Origin of the sequence: Marinobacter sp. RI1, assembly GCF_041155085.1 — a bacterium.
GTDB lineage: Bacteria > Pseudomonadota > Gammaproteobacteria > Pseudomonadales > Oleiphilaceae > Marinobacter > Marinobacter nauticus.
This window is the reverse complement of record NZ_AP031605.1, coordinates 1,224,982-1,240,972: the sequence shown is the minus strand read 5'-3', so window position 1 is coordinate 1,240,972 and position 15,991 is coordinate 1,224,982. Positions and strand designations below refer to the sequence as shown.

Here is a 15,991-nt window from a genome sequence, read left to right as displayed (position 1 = left end):
CTGGCGATTTTTGTCCACGTCGAATTCTACTTTGAACCATGTCGCTGGCCCGGCCGGAGGAGCAGGAAGCCTTTCCGAAAACCGCTACGAGCACATCCATGTGCGCTTCTCTCAGGCCATCCCTGGCCTTCGAAATTTTCGAGAAGGTGCCCTGCTCCCGCAGCCTCTGAGTATGCAGCTCAACCTTTCAGGTTCAGAACGTCCTGCATGTCGTAAAGACCAGCCGCCTTACCCTCAAGCCACAACGCGGCCCGCATGGCACCTTTTGCGAAAGTCATCCGACTGCTCGCCTTGTGGGTAATTTCGATGCGCTCACCCTCCGTTGCAAACAGTACCGTGTGATCACCCACCACATCGCCGGCGCGGATGGTCTCGAAGCCGATTTCCTTGCGGGTGCGTTCGCCGGTGAAGCCTTCGCGGCCATAGACCGCACATTCTTTCAGGTCGCGACCGAGAGCATCAGCCACCACTTCACCCATACGCAGGGCTGTGCCCGAGGGGGCGTCTTTTTTGTGACGGTGGTGGGCTTCGATGATTTCCACGTCGTAGTCATCACCCAAGGTTGCGGCGGCGGTGCGCAGCAGGTTGAGGACGACATTGACGCCCACGCTCATGTTGGGCGCAAAAACGACCGGAGTGTTTTCGGCGGCCAGCGCCAGCTGCTCTTTTTCGGCGTCGGTCATGCCGGTGGTACCGATCACGAGCATTTTGCCGTTAGCGCTGCAAAACTTCGCGTTTTCCAGGGTCAGGTCCGGGAAGGTGAAGTCCACCAGTACGTCGAAGTCGTCTTTGACGTCGTCCAGGCTGGCGGCCATTTTTACGCCGGTTTTGCCGATGCCGGTCATTTCACCGGCGTCGGCGCCAATCAGACTGCTGCCCGGCTCGACGATGGCAGCGCCGAGTTCAAGGCCTTCGGTACCGTCGACCGCTTCGATCAGCACTTTACCCATGCGCCCGGCGGCGCCGATGATCGCTACCCTCATCTGCTCTACCCTCAGAATTTCATTTCGTCGAAGAAGTTTTTCACACCCTCAAACCATGAGGTTTTCTTGGGGGCATGATGAGTTCCGTTGTTACCATCCAGGGTTTGCTGGAATTCTTCCAGCAGCTCCTTCTGGCGTTTGGTGAGGTTCACCGGCGTTTCCACAATCACCCGGCACAACAAATCACCGGCCGGGCCACCGCGGACCGGGCTGACGCCTTTGTTGCGCAGACGGAACAGTTTGCCGGTCTGGGTCTCAGGCGGAATCTTGAGCTTTACGCGGCCATCCAGCGTTGGTACTTCCAGCTCGCCACCGAGGGTGGCGTCGACGATGCTGATGGGCACTTCGCAGTAAAGATTGCGACCGTCACGGGTGAAAATGGAATGCTCACGAACGGCGACCTGTACATAAAGGTCTCCAGGAGGCCCTCCGTCTACACCCATCTCACCTTCGCCGGACAGGCGAATACGGTCGCCAGTATCAACACCTGGCGGCACCTTGACCGAGAGGGTTTTCTCCTGGCGCACCCGACCCTGGCCGTGACAGCTCTTACAGGGATTCTTGATGATCTGGCCGGAGCCACGACAGGTGGGACAGGCTTGCTGTACGGTGAAGAAGCCTTGCTGCATCCGGACCTGGCCCATGCCCTGGCAGGTGCCACAGGTTTCCGGGCGAGAGCCTTTTTCAGCGCCACTGCCGTCACAGGCTTCACATTCTTTATGGCCAGGGATGTTGATCTTGACGGTTTTGCCTTTAACAGCCTCTTCCAGATCCAGCTCCAGGGTGTAGCGAAGATCTGCACCGCGGGTGGTTCGGCCACGGCCACCACCACCGAAGATGTCACCGAACACATCACCAAAGATGTCGGAGAAGCTGGCGCCACCGCCGCCAAAGCCGCCGCCAGCCTGACCGTCTACGCCGGCATGACCAAACTGGTCGTAGGCGGCGCGCTTACTGGAGTCCGCCAGGATTTCGTAGGCTTCGCTGGCCTCTTTGAATTTGTTCTCGGCATCCTTGTCATCCGGGTTACGGTCCGGGTGGTACTTCATCGCGAGCTTTCGATACGCCCGCTTAATTTCCTTTTCGTCCGCATCCCGGGAGATCCCGAGTACTTCGTAATAATCGCGCTTGGCCATGCTTCAAAACCCTGTTTTTATAACGAGGAAAACGCGAGCCCGGCCCGCGTTTCCCCAACTACTTGATGTACCTCGGAATTACTTCTTGTCGTCGTCTTTGACTTCCTCGAACTCGGCATCGACGGCGTCGTCAGCACTCTTGGCCTGACCTTCTTCCTGGCCACCGGCCTGCTGAGCCTGGTCGGCCTGATCCGCGTACATCTTCTGAGCCAGCTCAGAGGACACTTCGGTCAGCTTCTGAGTCTTGGCTTCGATCGCTTCCTTGTCAGAACCCTCGAGGGCCTCTTCCAGATCCTTGATGGCGGCCTCGATGGACTCCTTCTCGCTGTCGGAGACCTTGTCGCCGGCTTCACTCAGGGTCTTGCGCACGGCGTGCACCATGGCATCACCCTGGTTACGGGCCTGGACAAGCTCCTCGAACTTGCGGTCTTCCTCGGCATTGGCCTCGGCATCGCGAACCATCTTCTCGATCTCGTCATCGTTCAGACCAGAAGAGGCCTTGATCACGATGGACTGTTCCTTGCCGGTCGCCTTGTCTTTGGCAGACACGTTCAGGATACCGTTGGCATCAATATCGAAGGTTACTTCGATCTGCGGCACACCGCGCGGTGCCGGTGGGATGTCGGCCAGATCGAAACGCCCCAGAGACTTGTTCTGTGCCGCCTGCTTGCGCTCACCCTGAACGACGTGAATGGTCACTGCAGTCTGGTTGTCATCCGCCGTAGAGAAGGTCTGCGATTTCTTGGTCGGAATCGTGGTGTTCTTCTCGATCAGCGGAGTGGCCACGCCACCCATGGTTTCGATACCCAGGGTCAGCGGGGTTACGTCCAGCAGCAGTACGTCTTTCACGTCGCCAGACAGTACCGCGCCCTGAATCGCTGCACCCATGGCGACGGCCTCGTCCGGGTTCACGTCTTTACGGGGCTCTTTGCCGAAGAACTCTTTTACTTTCTCCTGCACCAGCGGCATACGGGTCTGACCACCGACCAGAATAACCTCGTCGATTTCACCGGCCTTCATGCCCGCATCCTGAAGAGCCACCTTACAGGGCTCCAGACTGCGCTGAACCAGGTCTTCCACCAGCGATTCCAGCTTGGCACGGGTCAGCTTCACGTTCATGTGCTTGGGACCAGACGCATCTGCAGTGATGTACGGCAGGTTTACGTCGGTCTGCTGGCTGCTGGACAGCTCGATCTTGGCCTTCTCGGCCGCTTCTTTCAGACGCTGCATGGCCAGAGAGTCGCCGCGAAGATCGATGCCGCTGTCTTTCTTGAACTGGTCGGCCAGGTATTCAATCACTTTCAGGTCGAAATCTTCACCGCCCAGGAAGGTGTCACCGTTGGTGGCCAGCACTTCGAACTGGTGCTCGCCGTCTACGTCCGCAATTTCGATGATGGACAGATCGAAAGTACCACCACCCAGGTCGTACACAGCAACAGTACGATCACCGCTCTTCTTGTCCAGGCCATAAGCAAGGGCCGCAGCAGTTGGCTCGTTGATGATCCGCTTCACTTCCAGACCAGCAATCTTGCCAGCATCTTTGGTCGCCTGGCGCTGGCTGTCATTGAAGTACGCAGGCACGGTGATCACCGCTTCGGTTACCTTTTCGCCCAGATAGTCTTCTGCAGTCTTCTTCATTTTCTTCAGAACTTCTGCAGACACCTGCGGCGGCGCCATTTTCTGCCCCTTCACCTCAACCCAGGCGTCACCGTTGTCTGCCTTGGCGATTTTATAGGGCACCATCTTGATGTCTTTCTGAACCACGTCATCTTCAAAACGACGACCAATCAGTCGCTTGATGGCGTACAGAGTGTTGTGCGGGTTGGTCACCGCCTGACGCTTGGCTGACTGGCCAACCAGAGTCTCGTTGTCATCGGTGTAGGCGATGATGGACGGGGTTGTGCGATCACCCTCTGCGTTTTCAATTACCTTTACCTTGTCGCCATCCATGATGGCCACACAGGAGTTTGTGGTTCCCAGGTCGATACCAATAATCTTGCTCATCGAATCACTCCAAATCTTTCTGAATGCTGTTCCGGAGAATGCCTACCCCGGCCTTTGCTGTTTAATCGCTATATTGGCGCTCTGCTCGACTTTTCAAGCCTGCTCGTCGATTTTTGGCGCATCTTCTGCCTTGGCCACTACGACCATCGCCGGACGAACTACCCGGCCATTAAGCAGATAACCTTTCTGCACAACCGCAACCACGCTGTTAGGCTCGGCATCCGGCGCCGGCACCATGGACATGGCTTCGTGCTGCTGCGGATCGAACGGCTCACCCACCGGGTTGAGCTGTTCAACGTTGAATTTCTTCAGGCTGCTCATGAACAGCGTCAGGGTCATTTCCACACCTTCGCGAATGGACGCAACCAGCTCGCCTGCGTTTTCGTGACCCTCGGTGCTTTCGACCGCCTTCTCCAGACTGTCAGCCACCGGCAACAGCTCTTTCACAAACTTCTCGAGCGCAAACTTGTGAGCTTTTTCCACATCAATCTCGGCCCGGCGACGGACATTCTGCATCTCCGCCTGTGCCCGCAAGGCCTGCTCCTGGTACTCCTGCAGTTTCTGCTGCAGCACATCCAGCTCGGAGCCCTGCTCCGGTGACTGCTCGGCATCCTGGTTACCTGCAGCCTGCTCTTCCGCCGCAGCTTCTGCTGCCTCGTTGCGTTCTTCTACCTGTTCGTTGCGCTTTTCGTCAGCACTCATGACAACTCCTGATAACGTTTTCACGGCCACGGAGGCCTGCAGAAATAACCACTCCCGCTTGTGCAGAAAGCAGGAAAGAATCGCTTTGCGAACCGATATGGGGCCCGCTTCCCGGGTTTCAACCGTCACCCACGCAATCTTTGATGTTTTCATCATTTCCTGTTTGCAAACCGGAAAAACCCTGTATATATTGACAGCAACTGTATGAACGAACAGTGGTCAGAGTTATTACTTGCTCAAGAGCGAGCGGAGGTTGCGGCATGCTCACACAACTCACGGTATCGAACTACGCCATTGCAGAAAGGGTTGAACTCCAGTTCAACCGCGGTATGACAGCCCTGACTGGGGAAACCGGCGCCGGCAAGTCGATTGTGCTTGATGCCCTTGGCCTGGCCATGGGAGGCCGGGCCGATGCCGGCGCTGTTCGCCATGGCGCCAAGCGTGCCGACATTACCGCCAGCTTCGATATATCCCGCATCCCCGAAGCCCGGTCCTGGCTGGACAGCCATGAGCTGGACGACAAGGACGATTGCATCCTGCGCCGGACCATCAGCAAGGACGGCCGCTCCAAGGCATTCATTAATGGCCAGCCCTGCCCGCTGTCACAATTGAAAGAACTGGGCGGCCTGCTGATGGATATCCACAGTCAGCACCAGCATCAATCCCTGCTGCGTAAGGAAACCCACCGAAAGCTGCTGGACGAGTTCGCCGGCGCGGAAAGCCTGGCCGACGAAACCCGATCTGCATGGAAAGCCTGGCACCAGACGCGTCAGAAACTACAGCAACGCCAGCACAATGCTGATGAGGCCGAGGCCCGTTTACAGCTGCTGCGCTATCAGGTGGAAGAGCTGGACAGGTTGGCGCTGGGCGAGGACGAACAGACAACCCTGGAAACCGAACAGGCACAGCTCAGCCAGGCCGACGCCGTACTTCACAGCAGCCACCAGGCCGCCCTGCTATGCACTGAAGATGAGGTTTCAGCCGCAGACCTGGTGCGCCAGGCACTGCACCAACTGGAGCAACTGCCGGTTGATGTCCCGGCACTGACCGACACCATCCAGATGCTGAACGAAGCACAGATTCAGATTTCAGAAGCCGGCGACAACCTGCGCCGCTTCGTAGACGACTACGAAGCCGACCCGGTCCGACTGAACGAAGTGGAAGAACGGCTCAGCGCCATTTATCAGATGGCGCGCAAACACCGGATCACCCCGGAGGAGTTACCGGAATTGCATCAACGCCTGAGCCAGGAGCTGGCCGAACTGGATGGCGGCGAAGGCAGCCTGGAACAACTTCAGGCCGAGCTGGAAAACTTGCGGGCACGGTTTGACGCCCTGGCCACCAAGCTGACAGAAACACGCCGGAATGCCGCCATGGAGCTCGACCAGCGAATCGCCCGGGAGTTGGCACAATTGAGCATGCCATCGGTGCAGTTTGTCAGCCACCTGAGCCGGAACAGTGATGACGAACCTGCCCCTCACGGCATGGAAGAGGTGGAATTCCTGGTGAGTGCCAACCCGGGCCAACCCGCCCGATCGTTGGCCAAGGTGGCTTCCGGCGGTGAACTTTCCCGCATAAGCCTGGCCATTCAGGTGGTTGTGGCACAAACCTCCACCACACCAACTTTGGTGTTCGATGAGGTGGATGTCGGCATCGGTGGCGGCACCGCGGAGGTCGTAGGCCGCCTGCTGAGAGCACTCGGCGAGAATGGCCAGGTACTGTGCGTCACGCACCTGCCGCAGGTGGCGGCCCAGTGCCATCAGCATTTGTTCGTCAGCAAATTTACCGAGAAAGACGCGACCTATTCACGCATCGAATCCCTGGATGACCAGGGCCGGATCAGCGAAGTCGCAAGGATGCTTGGCGGAGTGGACATGACAGAACAGACCATAGCCCATGCCCGGGAGATGTTTGTAAAGGGCCAGGCAACCCATCACTAATCCCCCTCTCGTTTCGGAGAGCTTCTGGGCCAGCCTTGTCGCTGGCCCTTTTTTTACTTCTTATCGGACTTCAGTGGCTTCACGTAAAGGATCAGGCTGTGGTCGACAATCTCATAGCCGTGCTCTGCCGCAATCTTCTGCTGGCGCTCCTCGATAACCTCATCGACGAACTCAACAACTTCGCCAGTCTGGGTGCAAACCATGTGGTCGTGATGATCATCACCGGCCATCTCGAACACCGCGTGACCGCCTTCGAAATTATGACGCAACACGAGGCCTGCAGCTTCGAACTGGGTCAGCACCCGGTAGACTGTCGCCAGGCCCACGTCATCGCCCTGGTCCAGCAGCTTTTTATAAACGTCTTCAGCACTCAGGTGATGTTCTTCAGCATTCTCAAGGATATTGAAGATCTTGACCCTTGGCAGAGTAACCTTCAGACCGACTTTTCGTAATTCGGCGTTTTCAGATGACATGTTACCATTCGCTCTTTGGTGTGCCTCACGGCTTCCGGTATGATGAAGCCGCAGTACGACGGATGACCCGTTTCACACCTGCTCAACGCAGGCGAATTCAAGATAGAGGATTTCCCCCGGCGATGCAAAAGCTCCCCGCTATCGTTCTTATTAGCATTTTATCCTTGTCCGGCTGTGTTTTTCCGGGCGTTTACAAAATCAATGTCCAGCAGGGCAACATTGTCACCGATGAGGAGCTGACGGAACTGTCCGAGGGCATGCCCAGAAGTCAGGTTCACGCGCTGCTGGGAAGCCCGTTGATGCTGAACCCCGTCGACCCGTCCCGGGAATACTATGTTTACACCTTTCAGCGCCGGGGCAACGAGATCGAAGAACAGCGCATCATCGTTTACTACGAGAATGATCAGCTGAGCCACTACGAAGCCCAGCTCCTGGAAGAAACGCCAGCCTACTAGTGCTTACGCTTTCTTTTTAGCCCGGTTCAGGCGAGCCTGCTTGGGATCAATCTTGAGTGGGCGGTATAGTTCCACCCGGTCGCCTTCTCTCAGAGCATGCTCGGCCGGGTTCTTCACCACTTTGCCAAACACCCCCATATCGATAGCGTCCGGATCAATCTCCGGAAAGATCTCGGTAATCCTGGAGAGCTTCACGGCTTCAAGGGCTGTAGTGCCCGGAGGCACCACCACGGGCACAATCTGCTGCTTGTCCGGGCGGGCATAGGCCACTTCCACTTCCATCACACGATCCCTCCGCGATAAACCTCATCTGCGCGACGACAGAAAGCATCCACCATGGTATTGGCCGCCTGATTAAATACCGGGCCAAAAGTCATTCGTGAAAGCGAGCCTGAAAATTCGAACTCCAGGGTCAGGATTACTTTGCAGGCGTTATCGTCCAGAGCCCGAAAGTGCCAGCGCCCCGTAAGATTTCTGAGCGGGCCGTCCACAAGCTTCATTTCAATGGTCTCTGGCATCAGCAACTGGTTTCGTGTGGTCAGCCGGTGGCGAACGCCCCCTTTGGAAATATCCAGTGAAGCCATGATTTCAGCGTCGTTCTGTTCGTGGACCTCTGCCCCGGCACACCAGGGTAAGAACTCAGGGTAACGGGCAACGTCATTGACCAGGTGGAACATACGCTCCGCCGAGTGCATAACCAATGCGGTCTTGTCGATCTGATGTGCCATGTATAAACCGGATTTCCTGCGTTTCAGACTTCGTTCCAGCCCTGCCGGGCCAGTCAGACACTATGATAAAGGATATCGCCCCCTTTGGGGGCATTTTCATCTGGTTCGGGCTGCCCGTTTTCCGCGGGCAGCACGGCCTCTTCGGGTGTCTTCGGAGGTACATCTTCCTCAACCGGACTGTCTTCAGGCGCCCTGTTCTGCGCCTCAGCAGACGCTGTAGGTTGCTGGCACCAGATAGCAGCACTGCCGTTGTCACACAGGTTGCCGAGTGAGAAAAGCGTGTACTGTAGTCCGATCCAGGCCGCCACAACAGGAAGCACCAGGCGCATGACCCAGAACCAGATTCTCCGGAACACAACCGGCGCATTGCCCAGAATGGTTGCCGCGAAGCGCCGGGTGATACACCAGCCGGCAAATGTGGCAATGAGAATAGCCACCGCCGGTATCACAATGCCACCGGCGGCCAGTTCCAGCCATCGAAATACAGTGGCACCGCCTATGCGGTAATCGGCCCACAGATTGAAGGAGAACAGGGAAGCCAGCCCGGCGAACCAGACTGCAAGCCCGACAATGACCGCAGACCAGCCCCGAGGCGCCCCGGTCCACTCCCGGAACCATCCCACCACCGGTTCGAGCAGAGACAACCCCGTCGCCCAGACAATCAGCACCACCAGCAGGAAAACCGACGCGATCACCACCTGACTGTAGGGTAAGCCTGATAGCGCGACCGGCAGGGAAACAAAAAGCAGGCTGAAACCCCGTTCACCCTCAAGGCTGCTACCGTCCGCTGCAACTGAAAACATCATCAATCCGGCCATGATGGCGACCAGGGTGTCCATCAACACCACAGCCAGTATTGAGCGTTTCAGGCGGGTATGGCTGGTGGAATAGGCGCCAAATATTGCCCACACCCCCATTCCGAGACCCAAGGTATAAAAAGCATGGAAGAACGCTGCCTTGATACTGGCCGCTGTTACCTGCTCCGGCCGGATCACCAGAACGTGATCTATCCCGGACTGCAAGCTCCCCCGCATTGCTGCCAGCCCGAACAGCACCAACATCAACAGCAGGGTGCAGGGTACGATCATGCGCATCGATCGCTCCAGGCCCTTGACCACCCCGCGGGCAGAAACCGCAACCACAAGAATCACGAAGAAAACATGCCAGGCCATAAACTGCCGATAGTGGCCCGGGTCCGACACCAGCTCCGACAGAACAGCAGTTGCTGAGGCCGCCGAAGCACCCTCGAAACGGTCAGTTGCACCGAAAAAGATGTAAGCCAGAACAATACCGCCAAAAACAGCGGTAAAGGAGAGCACCACGAACGCCGCAAGAATGCTTAGCGGCCCCGCCAGTCGCCAGAACGGTGAGCAGCCAGCGTTTTTCACCATACCGTCCATGGCCAGCACAATCCCATGCCGGGCATGACGGCCAATCACAGCCTCCGTCACCATCAGCGGCAGGGTAACAATCAGCAGACAGGCCAGGTACAGCAAGATAAACAAGCCGCCGCCGTGGATACTGGCCAGATAGGGAAACTGCCACAGATTGGCCAGGCCGACCGTGGCACCCACAGAAGCCCAGAAAAAGGTGGATTTTCGGGTAAACGACCCTATTGACGTCTGATACTTGCGCAGCATTACTTCCCCAGGCAGTGACGAGCGCATCATTGTAGCCGAAGCAAGCCTGCAGGAACGACACTAAACCCGAGCCAGACGGCGAATCCGTGACCCTTCTTGCACTCCTGCGCTACAATGCGCGCTTTGCTGGCGTACCGACAAGACCAGCACCGTCATTCTTCCGATCCCGGACAGGATTCATGAGCAAGAAGAAAGCAAACGCCCCAACCAGCAACACCATCGCCCTGAACAAGAAGGCGAAGCACGAATACCATATTGAGGAGCGCTTCGAGGCTGGCCTGGCCCTGCTTGGCTGGGAAGTGAAGTCGTTGCGTGCGGGCAAGGCACAACTGGTTGATGCCTATGTGCTGCTGAAGGATGGCGAGGCCTGGCTGCTGGGCTCCCACATCACGCCTCTGAACACCGCCTCTACCCATGTGATTGCGGACCCGACCCGCACCCGCAAACTGCTGCTGCACGCCAAGGAAATCGCCAAGATTGTCGGCCAGGTGAATCAGGCGGGTTACACCTGCATTCCCCTCGCCCTGTACTGGAAAAAGAACAAGGTAAAATGCGAGATCGCCCTGGTGAAGGGTAAGAAGCTGTTCGACAAACGCGCTACCGAGAAAGAGCGTGACTGGAACCGCCAGAAACAGCGCATCATGCGCGAGGCCAACACCTGACACCAAAACTGTGTCGCATATGCACCCTCTTTGCTGATTTCAAAAAGCCTCCTATACTTTTAGGCCTTTCGTCAGTTGGCCCCGATGGCAGTACCAGGCGGCCCGGACTCCGGTACAGAGCATAGGAGGGCTTATGTCAGCAAAACGGACGGCCATGACCTCGGTCGATCGCTCCTGGTTACGCATGGATACCCCGGAAAATCCCATGATGATTTCCGCGGTACTGGCCTTTGAACACCCCATTCCGCTCAAGCGACTCAAGCGCACCCTGGAAGAACGTTTCCTGAAATTCCGGCGCTTTCGGCAACGCATCGTTGACAAAGGTGACAAGGTCTACTGGGAAGACGACCCCCTGTTCGATCTGGACAACCACCTGCACACCATCGCTCTGCCGGGAAACGCCGGCAAGCGAGAGCTTCAGGCCCTGGCCAGTGATTTCAACAGCACCGCTCTCGATTTCTGCCGGCCACTCTGGCAGATACACTACATCGACAACTATGAGAACGGCTGCGCCCTGTTAATCAGGATTCACCACTGTATTGCCGATGGCATTTCACTGGTGCGGGTACTGCTTTCGCTGACCGATCGCACTCCTGAACCCAAGCTAGAGCGCGTTGCACACCCAAAGCTACCCACAAAACCCAACGGCACCGCCGCCAGCCGGTTCCTGCACCGGATTGTAGACAGCACTCAGGCGGCCTGGGGACAGGCCAACCTGTTCGTGGATTCCATTCGCAAAGAGCCTGACTACCCACTGAAGCTGGCCACCACCGCCGGCGGTATTGTTCTGGACCTGGCCAAACTGGGACTTGCCCCCTTCGAGCCGAAAACCAGCCTGAAAAGCCCGCTGCTGGGCCGCAAACAAGTGGCCTGGGCCGAGCCCCTTGAACTGGAAACCGTGAAACAGTGCGCGCGGACACTGGGGGGAACCGTCAACGACGTATTGCTTTGCGCCGCGACCGGTGCGCTGACCCGGCATTTTACGGAGCACGGCCAGAGCATTCCGGACTGCGGCATTCGGGTTGCCGTTCCTTTCAACCTGAGGCCACTGGACCAGCCCATCGAAACCCTCGGCAATCAGTTTGGCCTGGTGCTGGTGTGCCTGCCTGTTGAGGTAACGGATCCGATCATGTGTTTCCGCCAGGTTCAGGAAAACATGAACCGGCTCAAACGGTCATACCAAGCCCAGGTAACCTATAGCCTGCTGGACCTGTTTGGCCGCGGCCCGGACATTCTCGAACGCCGGGCACTGGACCTGCTCAGCAACAAGGCCTCAGCAGTTCTGACCAACGTTCCCGGACCACGCCATGCGGTTTACCTGGCGGGCAGCAAACTGATTCAACCCATGTTCTGGGTCCCCCAGAGCGGCAACATCGGTATAGGCATGAGCATTTTCAGTTACGCCGGCACGGTACAGTTCGGCATAACCGTCGACAAAGGCATCAAAGCCGACCCGGGCGAGGTGATGGATTATTTCCGTGACAGCTTCGAGAACCTGCATCAGGCTGCACTCGCGAAAGCCGGCGCCGGCGGTTTCCGCCAGGCCTCCTAGGCTCACCAAAGCCAGCGGTAGGTACAAATAGTAACGCCGTTACACAAAGAAGCCTTGAAGTCTGGCAATCCGGACACATATACTGAACTAACAAGGGGACGACTTGGCTTCGACGCCGGTGACGAACCCTTGGGTGCATGCCGAGATGGCAGCGAATCTCGTAAATCCAAAGCTGCAACGTAATAGTCGCAAACGACGAAAACTACGCACTGGCGGCGTAAGCCGTTCCAGTCGTCCTGGCTGAGGCGCCTATAACTCAGTAGCAACATCCCAGGACGTCATCGCTTATAGGCCGCTCCGTTCACCAGAGCTCACTGGTGTTCGGCTAAGATTAAAGAGCTCGCCTCTTGCACCCTGACCTTCGGGTCGCTTGAGGTTAAATCAATAGAAGGACACTAAGCATGTAGACCTCAAGGCCTAGTGCTGGCGGACGCGGGTTCAATTCCCGCCGTCTCCACCACCTTGCAAGAGAAAAGCCCCTGATTTCAGGGGCTTTTTTTTCGCCCACACAAAAAGAAACGCGAGGCTGTCCACATAATGTCCACCTCAAAAAAGGTGTTCCAAATGCTCGGTAAGGTTGCGGGTGAGCGAATGGACCCAACCACACATCTGCTAGACACAAGATTCTTCCGAGCACTCGTGTTTGGACCAGTCGCGATAGGAATCGCACTAGCCGTCACTGCTTACTTAAATCATCCTACAGAAATAGAGTGGACTTTTTCCGGCTTCAACTGTAGTGGTTCAATGATTCCGGACACCAACGTAGGTGGTAAGATCACCACCATAAACGAGGTGTCTGATGACCAGAAAGCGACGTTCTTTTTCTCCTGAGTTCAAACAGGAAGCAGCCAGCCTGGTGCTGGACCAAGGTTACACCATTCCTCAGGCCAGTACGTCCCTGGGCGTGGGCGAGAGTGCTGTTCGCCGTTGGGTCAAACAGCTGACCGAAGAGCGTGAGGGTGTCACCCCAAAGGGTAAAGCTTTAACCCCGGAGCAGCGCCGAATTCAGGAATTGGAAGCCCGCTGCAAGCGCCTTGAGCAGGAGAAAGACATACTAAAAAAGGCTACCGCTCTCTTGATGTCGGACGACATGAATCGTACGCGCTGATAGACCAGTTGAGTGAGCAAGTGCCTGTTGAAATGGTCTGCAATGCGTTCGATATCAGCCGTTCCAGCTATTACGAGTATCGCCAACGACGGAAACACGTGGATGTTGAGCGTCTGGCCCTGAAGGCTCAGGTGAACCGCTTGTTTACCAAGAGCCGCAGTTCTGCCGGCAGCCGGACAATCAAAGGCATGCTCAACGATGACGGCGTGGTGATTGGTCGCTTTAAGGTCCGACGACTGATGAGTGAGTTGGGGCTGATCTGTAAGCAACCAGGCCCTCACGCTTACAAGCAGGCTACCGTTGAGCGACCAGATATTCCGAACCATCTGGCTCGTGAGTTTACGGTAGACCGGCCCAATCAGGCTTGGTGCGGTGACATTACCTACGTCTGGAGCGGCCAACGATGGAGCTATTTGGCTGTGGTGCTGGATCTGTATGCCCGGCGCGTTGTTGGTTGGGCGATGTCATCCAGTCCGGATGCCGATCTGGTTGTCAAAGCTCTGGACCACGCCTGGGAACAGCGTGGTCGACCGGAGAAAGTTATGTTCCACTCGGATCAGGGAAGCCAGTATGCCAGCCGTAAGTTCCGTCAGAGGCTCTGGCGCTATCGAATGACACAAAGCATGAGCCGACGTGGTAACTGCTGGGACAACGCACCGATGGAGAGGCTGTTCCGGAGCCTGAAATCTGAATGGATACCGGCCCTAGGATATCGGAACCTCCACGAGGCCAAAAAAGATGTGGGTGGCTATCTGATGGACTACTACAACCGGCAACGACCTCATGCGTTCAACGACGGCATTTCACCCGTTGCCGCTGAGGAAAACCTTAAAATACTGTCCGGGATTAGTTGACCACTACAAAGCAATGCGATCGACAAAACACCGCCGAGAAACGGGATAGCATCGAAAACCAGGAGAATGAAGCCGACAAGCGTGGAACTCATAGAAAGGGTCATAGACCACTCATACTTCCTATGCCCTATTTCCGGCGTGCGTGGAGACGCAAGCATTTTAAGAGCAAGGATGTAGCTGGCTACGCCTATCGGTATGGACAGAGTGATCAGAGATAGGGCAAGAAATGCCACTACAGATTCAGGGCGAATACTACCTTCAATCACTAGAATCAGTATCGCCACTGAAAATGCGATGAAGGCTGACAGTATGCCTTTCATTTCCGCTCTTACGGGAGATTTAAGGGGCTGATAACTTGGATCTCTGTCTAACAAACTTATTCACCTCCGTCCGGTGCCTTAACTAACCTCTCAAACACTCCCAAGAGTACTTGTTACTTACCTTCCTGCGCTCTCCGCGCCAGTACGTCATGTAGCTGCCATCACCACCAGACCTGAGTTTGGCATCATAGTAAGCGATCTTTTCCTGAAGCCTTTTGCAGTAGGCTTCGTGTAGACGATCCGCATTATTGGCCTGTTTCGATTGTCTGGTGTTGCTTTGCTGGGTTGTGGTCTGGCGCTGGGGAGCGGTAGCAAGGCTTACGACTCGGTTTGCGTCATTTCCGCTGAGTCTTTCATATCTGCTGCAGGCAGCATCCCGGAAGCCTTTACTGCGGTCTGTACCGTCTTTCCGGTATTCGTTGTTCCAAAACCTGCAAGTGTTCAGTGTTGTCTGGATAGCATGGCGATCAGGTTTGTTATCTGCGGTTTTGGGCGTCGGCTTTGACTGCAAAGGTTCAGGTTCTTGCGGTGACGGCGTGATGTCTATGGACGTCATACGTCTTACCCTGGGATCGTTCCATTCTTTGATCTGGGTTTGATGGTAGGCAGATACCAACGGCGATATGTCATAGCCCAGGTGGCGCATGAAGGCCTGGCCCTGGTCTGAGATCAGCAGGGCAAATGCTATGGCAATGAAAACGAGCGTTATCAGGTTGGCAACGAATACGGCGGCGACTATTCCCAGGAACCTCAAAACCAACTCCTTTGATTAGGACAGCAGGGACAATTCAGAAAGGTAGCTTACTTAACGCTCAATGGCTATAGGACTACTTTGCCCTTTCATTGTCACGGTTCGATCTACAACAGATGACTGTTCCAGGCGCCCTTTTCCAAACGCTTCTGAACGAGGTGAGCGTATTCCTTCGGGCTAGGTGGGTTCTTTCTTTGATGCCTGCCTCGGTTGCAGAACAAACAGGCTGCAACAATGTTCTTTCGGGATGCAGAACCGCCTTCGCTATGAGCAACCAGGTGTTCACCGGTGCATTTGAAATACTTGGCACGGGCAAGCGAAATGCCATGCTCTTTTGCGTATTGTTCAATGTTGTCCTGCCACATGGGCTTATTGCAGTAGTAGCACAAACCTTTTTGGCTTGAAAAAGCGATAGATCTAGGGATTTTGAGTGAAGTACGTTTTTTTGAGGACACGACGTTTTCATACGTTTGTGCCTTGGTATCTCGTTCGAGACCCAAGGAACCAATCGCATCACGTCGAGTGGCAGGTTATAAAGAGATCGGCGGACGCCCACTCTTTTTAGAGCCCCAACTATAATAAATCTTCTCAAATACGTAAACGTTAGGTGTCCACAAAGTGTCAACGCAACTGTGTTTTTGAGTGGTTCTGTGTGTAATGCCGTTTTTGTAAGTGGCTGTTTT

At 56.0% G+C, this 15,991-nt stretch carries 16 protein-coding genes and 1 other RNA gene; 7 read left to right on the top strand and 10 right to left on the bottom strand.

What is annotated here, in order from left to right:
- Positions 1 to 179 precede the first annotated feature (179 nt).
- The 4 genes from dapB to grpE all read right to left on the bottom strand — a co-directional run bounded on the left by dapB (position 180) and on the right by grpE (position 4,825).
- On the bottom strand, positions 180 to 983 hold the full coding sequence (gene dapB, locus ACAM27_RS05470) for a 4-hydroxy-tetrahydrodipicolinate reductase (protein ID WP_014422602.1): 804 nt from the start codon (positions 981 to 983) through the stop codon (positions 180 to 182).
- A gap of 11 nt (positions 984 to 994) precedes the next feature.
- Positions 995 to 2,119 carry a molecular chaperone DnaJ gene (dnaJ, locus tag ACAM27_RS05465; protein WP_014422603.1) on the bottom strand — a complete coding sequence of 375 codons (1,125 nt, stop codon included), beginning with the start codon at positions 2,117 to 2,119 and terminating at the stop codon, positions 995 to 997.
- A 78-nt stretch (positions 2,120 to 2,197) separates the two neighbouring features.
- On the bottom strand, positions 2,198 to 4,123 hold the full coding sequence (gene dnaK, locus ACAM27_RS05460; RefSeq protein WP_023011656.1) for a molecular chaperone DnaK: 1,926 nt from the start codon (positions 4,121 to 4,123) through the stop codon (positions 2,198 to 2,200).
- A 93-nt stretch (positions 4,124 to 4,216) separates the two neighbouring features.
- Positions 4,217 to 4,825, bottom strand: coding sequence for a nucleotide exchange factor GrpE (gene grpE / locus ACAM27_RS05455; RefSeq protein WP_222448702.1), 609 nt, complete (start codon positions 4,823 to 4,825; stop codon positions 4,217 to 4,219).
- Between the two features lie 260 nt (positions 4,826 to 5,085).
- Between grpE and recN the strand changes: the two genes are divergently transcribed.
- On the top strand, positions 5,086 to 6,765 hold the full coding sequence (gene recN, locus ACAM27_RS05450) for a DNA repair protein RecN (protein ID WP_199452722.1): 1,680 nt from the start codon (positions 5,086 to 5,088) through the stop codon (positions 6,763 to 6,765).
- A 53-nt stretch (positions 6,766 to 6,818) separates the two neighbouring features.
- On the opposite strand, the gene fur is transcribed toward recN, so the two are convergent.
- Positions 6,819 to 7,238, bottom strand: coding sequence for a ferric iron uptake transcriptional regulator (gene fur / locus ACAM27_RS05445; RefSeq protein WP_014422607.1), 420 nt, complete (start codon positions 7,236 to 7,238; stop codon positions 6,819 to 6,821).
- Between the two features lie 122 nt (positions 7,239 to 7,360).
- On the opposite strand from fur, the gene ACAM27_RS05440 reads away from it, so the two are divergent.
- Positions 7,361 to 7,693 carry an outer membrane protein assembly factor BamE gene (locus ACAM27_RS05440; protein WP_022991272.1) on the top strand — a complete coding sequence of 111 codons (333 nt, stop codon included), beginning with the start codon at positions 7,361 to 7,363 and terminating at the stop codon, positions 7,691 to 7,693.
- A gap of 3 nt (positions 7,694 to 7,696) precedes the next feature.
- On the opposite strand, the gene ACAM27_RS05435 is transcribed toward ACAM27_RS05440, so the two are convergent.
- From ACAM27_RS05435 to ACAM27_RS05425, 3 genes are read right to left on the bottom strand one after another with little or no spacing between them, the layout of a single operon-like run.
- Positions 7,697 to 7,975: an RnfH family protein gene (locus tag ACAM27_RS05435; protein ID WP_014422609.1), complete on the bottom strand. Its 279-nt coding sequence runs from the start codon at positions 7,973 to 7,975 to the stop codon at positions 7,697 to 7,699.
- On the bottom strand, positions 7,975 to 8,421 hold the full coding sequence (locus ACAM27_RS05430) for a type II toxin-antitoxin system RatA family toxin (protein ID WP_014422610.1): 447 nt from the start codon (positions 8,419 to 8,421) through the stop codon (positions 7,975 to 7,977). The genes ACAM27_RS05435 and ACAM27_RS05430 overlap by 1 nt, the downstream gene beginning before the upstream one ends.
- A gap of 53 nt (positions 8,422 to 8,474) precedes the next feature.
- The gene (locus ACAM27_RS05425; RefSeq protein WP_369612667.1) at positions 8,475 to 10,061 is read right to left on the bottom strand and encodes a sodium-dependent transporter; all 1,587 of its coding nucleotides are present in this window, start codon (positions 10,059 to 10,061) and stop codon (positions 8,475 to 8,477) included.
- A 179-nt stretch (positions 10,062 to 10,240) separates the two neighbouring features.
- Here ACAM27_RS05425 and smpB point away from each other — a divergent pair, with 179 nt between their 5' ends.
- The 4 genes from smpB to ACAM27_RS05405 all read left to right on the top strand — a co-directional run bounded on the left by smpB (position 10,241) and on the right by ACAM27_RS05405 (position 14,237).
- Positions 10,241 to 10,723: an SsrA-binding protein SmpB gene (gene smpB, locus ACAM27_RS05420; RefSeq protein WP_011786782.1), complete on the top strand. Its 483-nt coding sequence runs from the start codon at positions 10,241 to 10,243 to the stop codon at positions 10,721 to 10,723.
- Positions 10,724 to 10,856: 133 nt separating this feature from the next.
- Entirely contained in the window at positions 10,857 to 12,275 is a 1,419-nt protein-coding gene (locus ACAM27_RS05415; RefSeq protein ID WP_369612666.1) for a wax ester/triacylglycerol synthase family O-acyltransferase, read from the top strand.
- 94 nt (positions 12,276 to 12,369) lie between these two features.
- Positions 12,370 to 12,735, top strand: a transfer-messenger RNA (tmRNA) gene (ssrA, locus tag ACAM27_RS05410).
- 339 nt (positions 12,736 to 13,074) lie between these two features.
- Positions 13,075 to 14,237 (top strand): IS3 family transposase gene (locus tag ACAM27_RS05405; protein WP_226598067.1). Its coding sequence is split into 2 segments (ribosomal slippage): positions 13,075 to 13,330 and positions 13,330 to 14,237, totalling 1,164 coding nucleotides; the frame shifts between segments, so codons are not numbered across the junction.
- Between the two features lie 402 nt (positions 14,238 to 14,639).
- On the opposite strand, the gene ACAM27_RS05400 is transcribed toward ACAM27_RS05405, so the two are convergent.
- On the bottom strand, positions 14,640 to 15,311 hold the full coding sequence (locus tag ACAM27_RS05400) for a hypothetical protein (RefSeq protein ID WP_369612665.1): 672 nt from the start codon (positions 15,309 to 15,311) through the stop codon (positions 14,640 to 14,642).
- A 104-nt stretch (positions 15,312 to 15,415) separates the two neighbouring features.
- Positions 15,416 to 15,586: a hypothetical protein gene (locus tag ACAM27_RS05395; RefSeq protein ID WP_369612863.1), complete on the bottom strand. Its 171-nt coding sequence runs from the start codon at positions 15,584 to 15,586 to the stop codon at positions 15,416 to 15,418.
- Here ACAM27_RS05395 and ACAM27_RS05390 point away from each other — a divergent pair.
- Positions 15,506 to 15,712 carry a hypothetical protein gene (locus ACAM27_RS05390; RefSeq protein WP_369612890.1) on the top strand — a complete coding sequence of 69 codons (207 nt, stop codon included), beginning with the start codon at positions 15,506 to 15,508 and terminating at the stop codon, positions 15,710 to 15,712. The two genes, ACAM27_RS05395 and ACAM27_RS05390, sit on opposite strands and share 81 nt — an antisense overlap.
- Positions 15,713 to 15,991 lie beyond the last annotated feature (279 nt).

Bases quoted from the DNA above. Each gene is read 5' to 3' on its own strand.
- dapB (WP_014422602.1), bottom strand. From the start codon at position 983: ATGAGGGTAGCGATCATCGGCGCCGCCGGGCGCATGGGTAAAGTGCTG.
- dnaJ (WP_014422603.1), bottom strand. From the start codon at position 2,119: ATGGCCAAGCGCGATTATTACGAAGTACTCGGGATCTCCCGGGATGCG.
- dnaK (WP_023011656.1), bottom strand. From the start codon at position 4,123: ATGAGCAAGATTATTGGTATCGACCTGGGAACCACAAACTCCTGTGTG.
- grpE (WP_222448702.1), bottom strand. From the start codon at position 4,825: ATGAGTGCTGACGAAAAGCGCAACGAACAGGTAGAAGAACGCAACGAG.
- recN (WP_199452722.1), top strand. From the start codon at position 5,086: ATGCTCACACAACTCACGGTATCGAACTACGCCATTGCAGAAAGGGTT.
- fur (WP_014422607.1), bottom strand. From the start codon at position 7,238: ATGTCATCTGAAAACGCCGAATTACGAAAAGTCGGTCTGAAGGTTACT.
- ACAM27_RS05440 (WP_022991272.1), top strand. From the start codon at position 7,361: ATGCAAAAGCTCCCCGCTATCGTTCTTATTAGCATTTTATCCTTGTCC.
- ACAM27_RS05435 (WP_014422609.1), bottom strand. From the start codon at position 7,975: ATGGAAGTGGAAGTGGCCTATGCCCGCCCGGACAAGCAGCAGATTGTG.
- ACAM27_RS05430 (WP_014422610.1), bottom strand. From the start codon at position 8,421: ATGGCACATCAGATCGACAAGACCGCATTGGTTATGCACTCGGCGGAG.
- ACAM27_RS05425 (WP_369612667.1), bottom strand. From the start codon at position 10,061: ATGCTGCGCAAGTATCAGACGTCAATAGGGTCGTTTACCCGAAAATCC.
- smpB (WP_011786782.1), top strand. From the start codon at position 10,241: ATGAGCAAGAAGAAAGCAAACGCCCCAACCAGCAACACCATCGCCCTG.
- ACAM27_RS05415 (WP_369612666.1), top strand. From the start codon at position 10,857: ATGTCAGCAAAACGGACGGCCATGACCTCGGTCGATCGCTCCTGGTTA.
- ACAM27_RS05390 (WP_369612890.1), top strand. From the start codon at position 15,506: ATGCCTGCCTCGGTTGCAGAACAAACAGGCTGCAACAATGTTCTTTCG.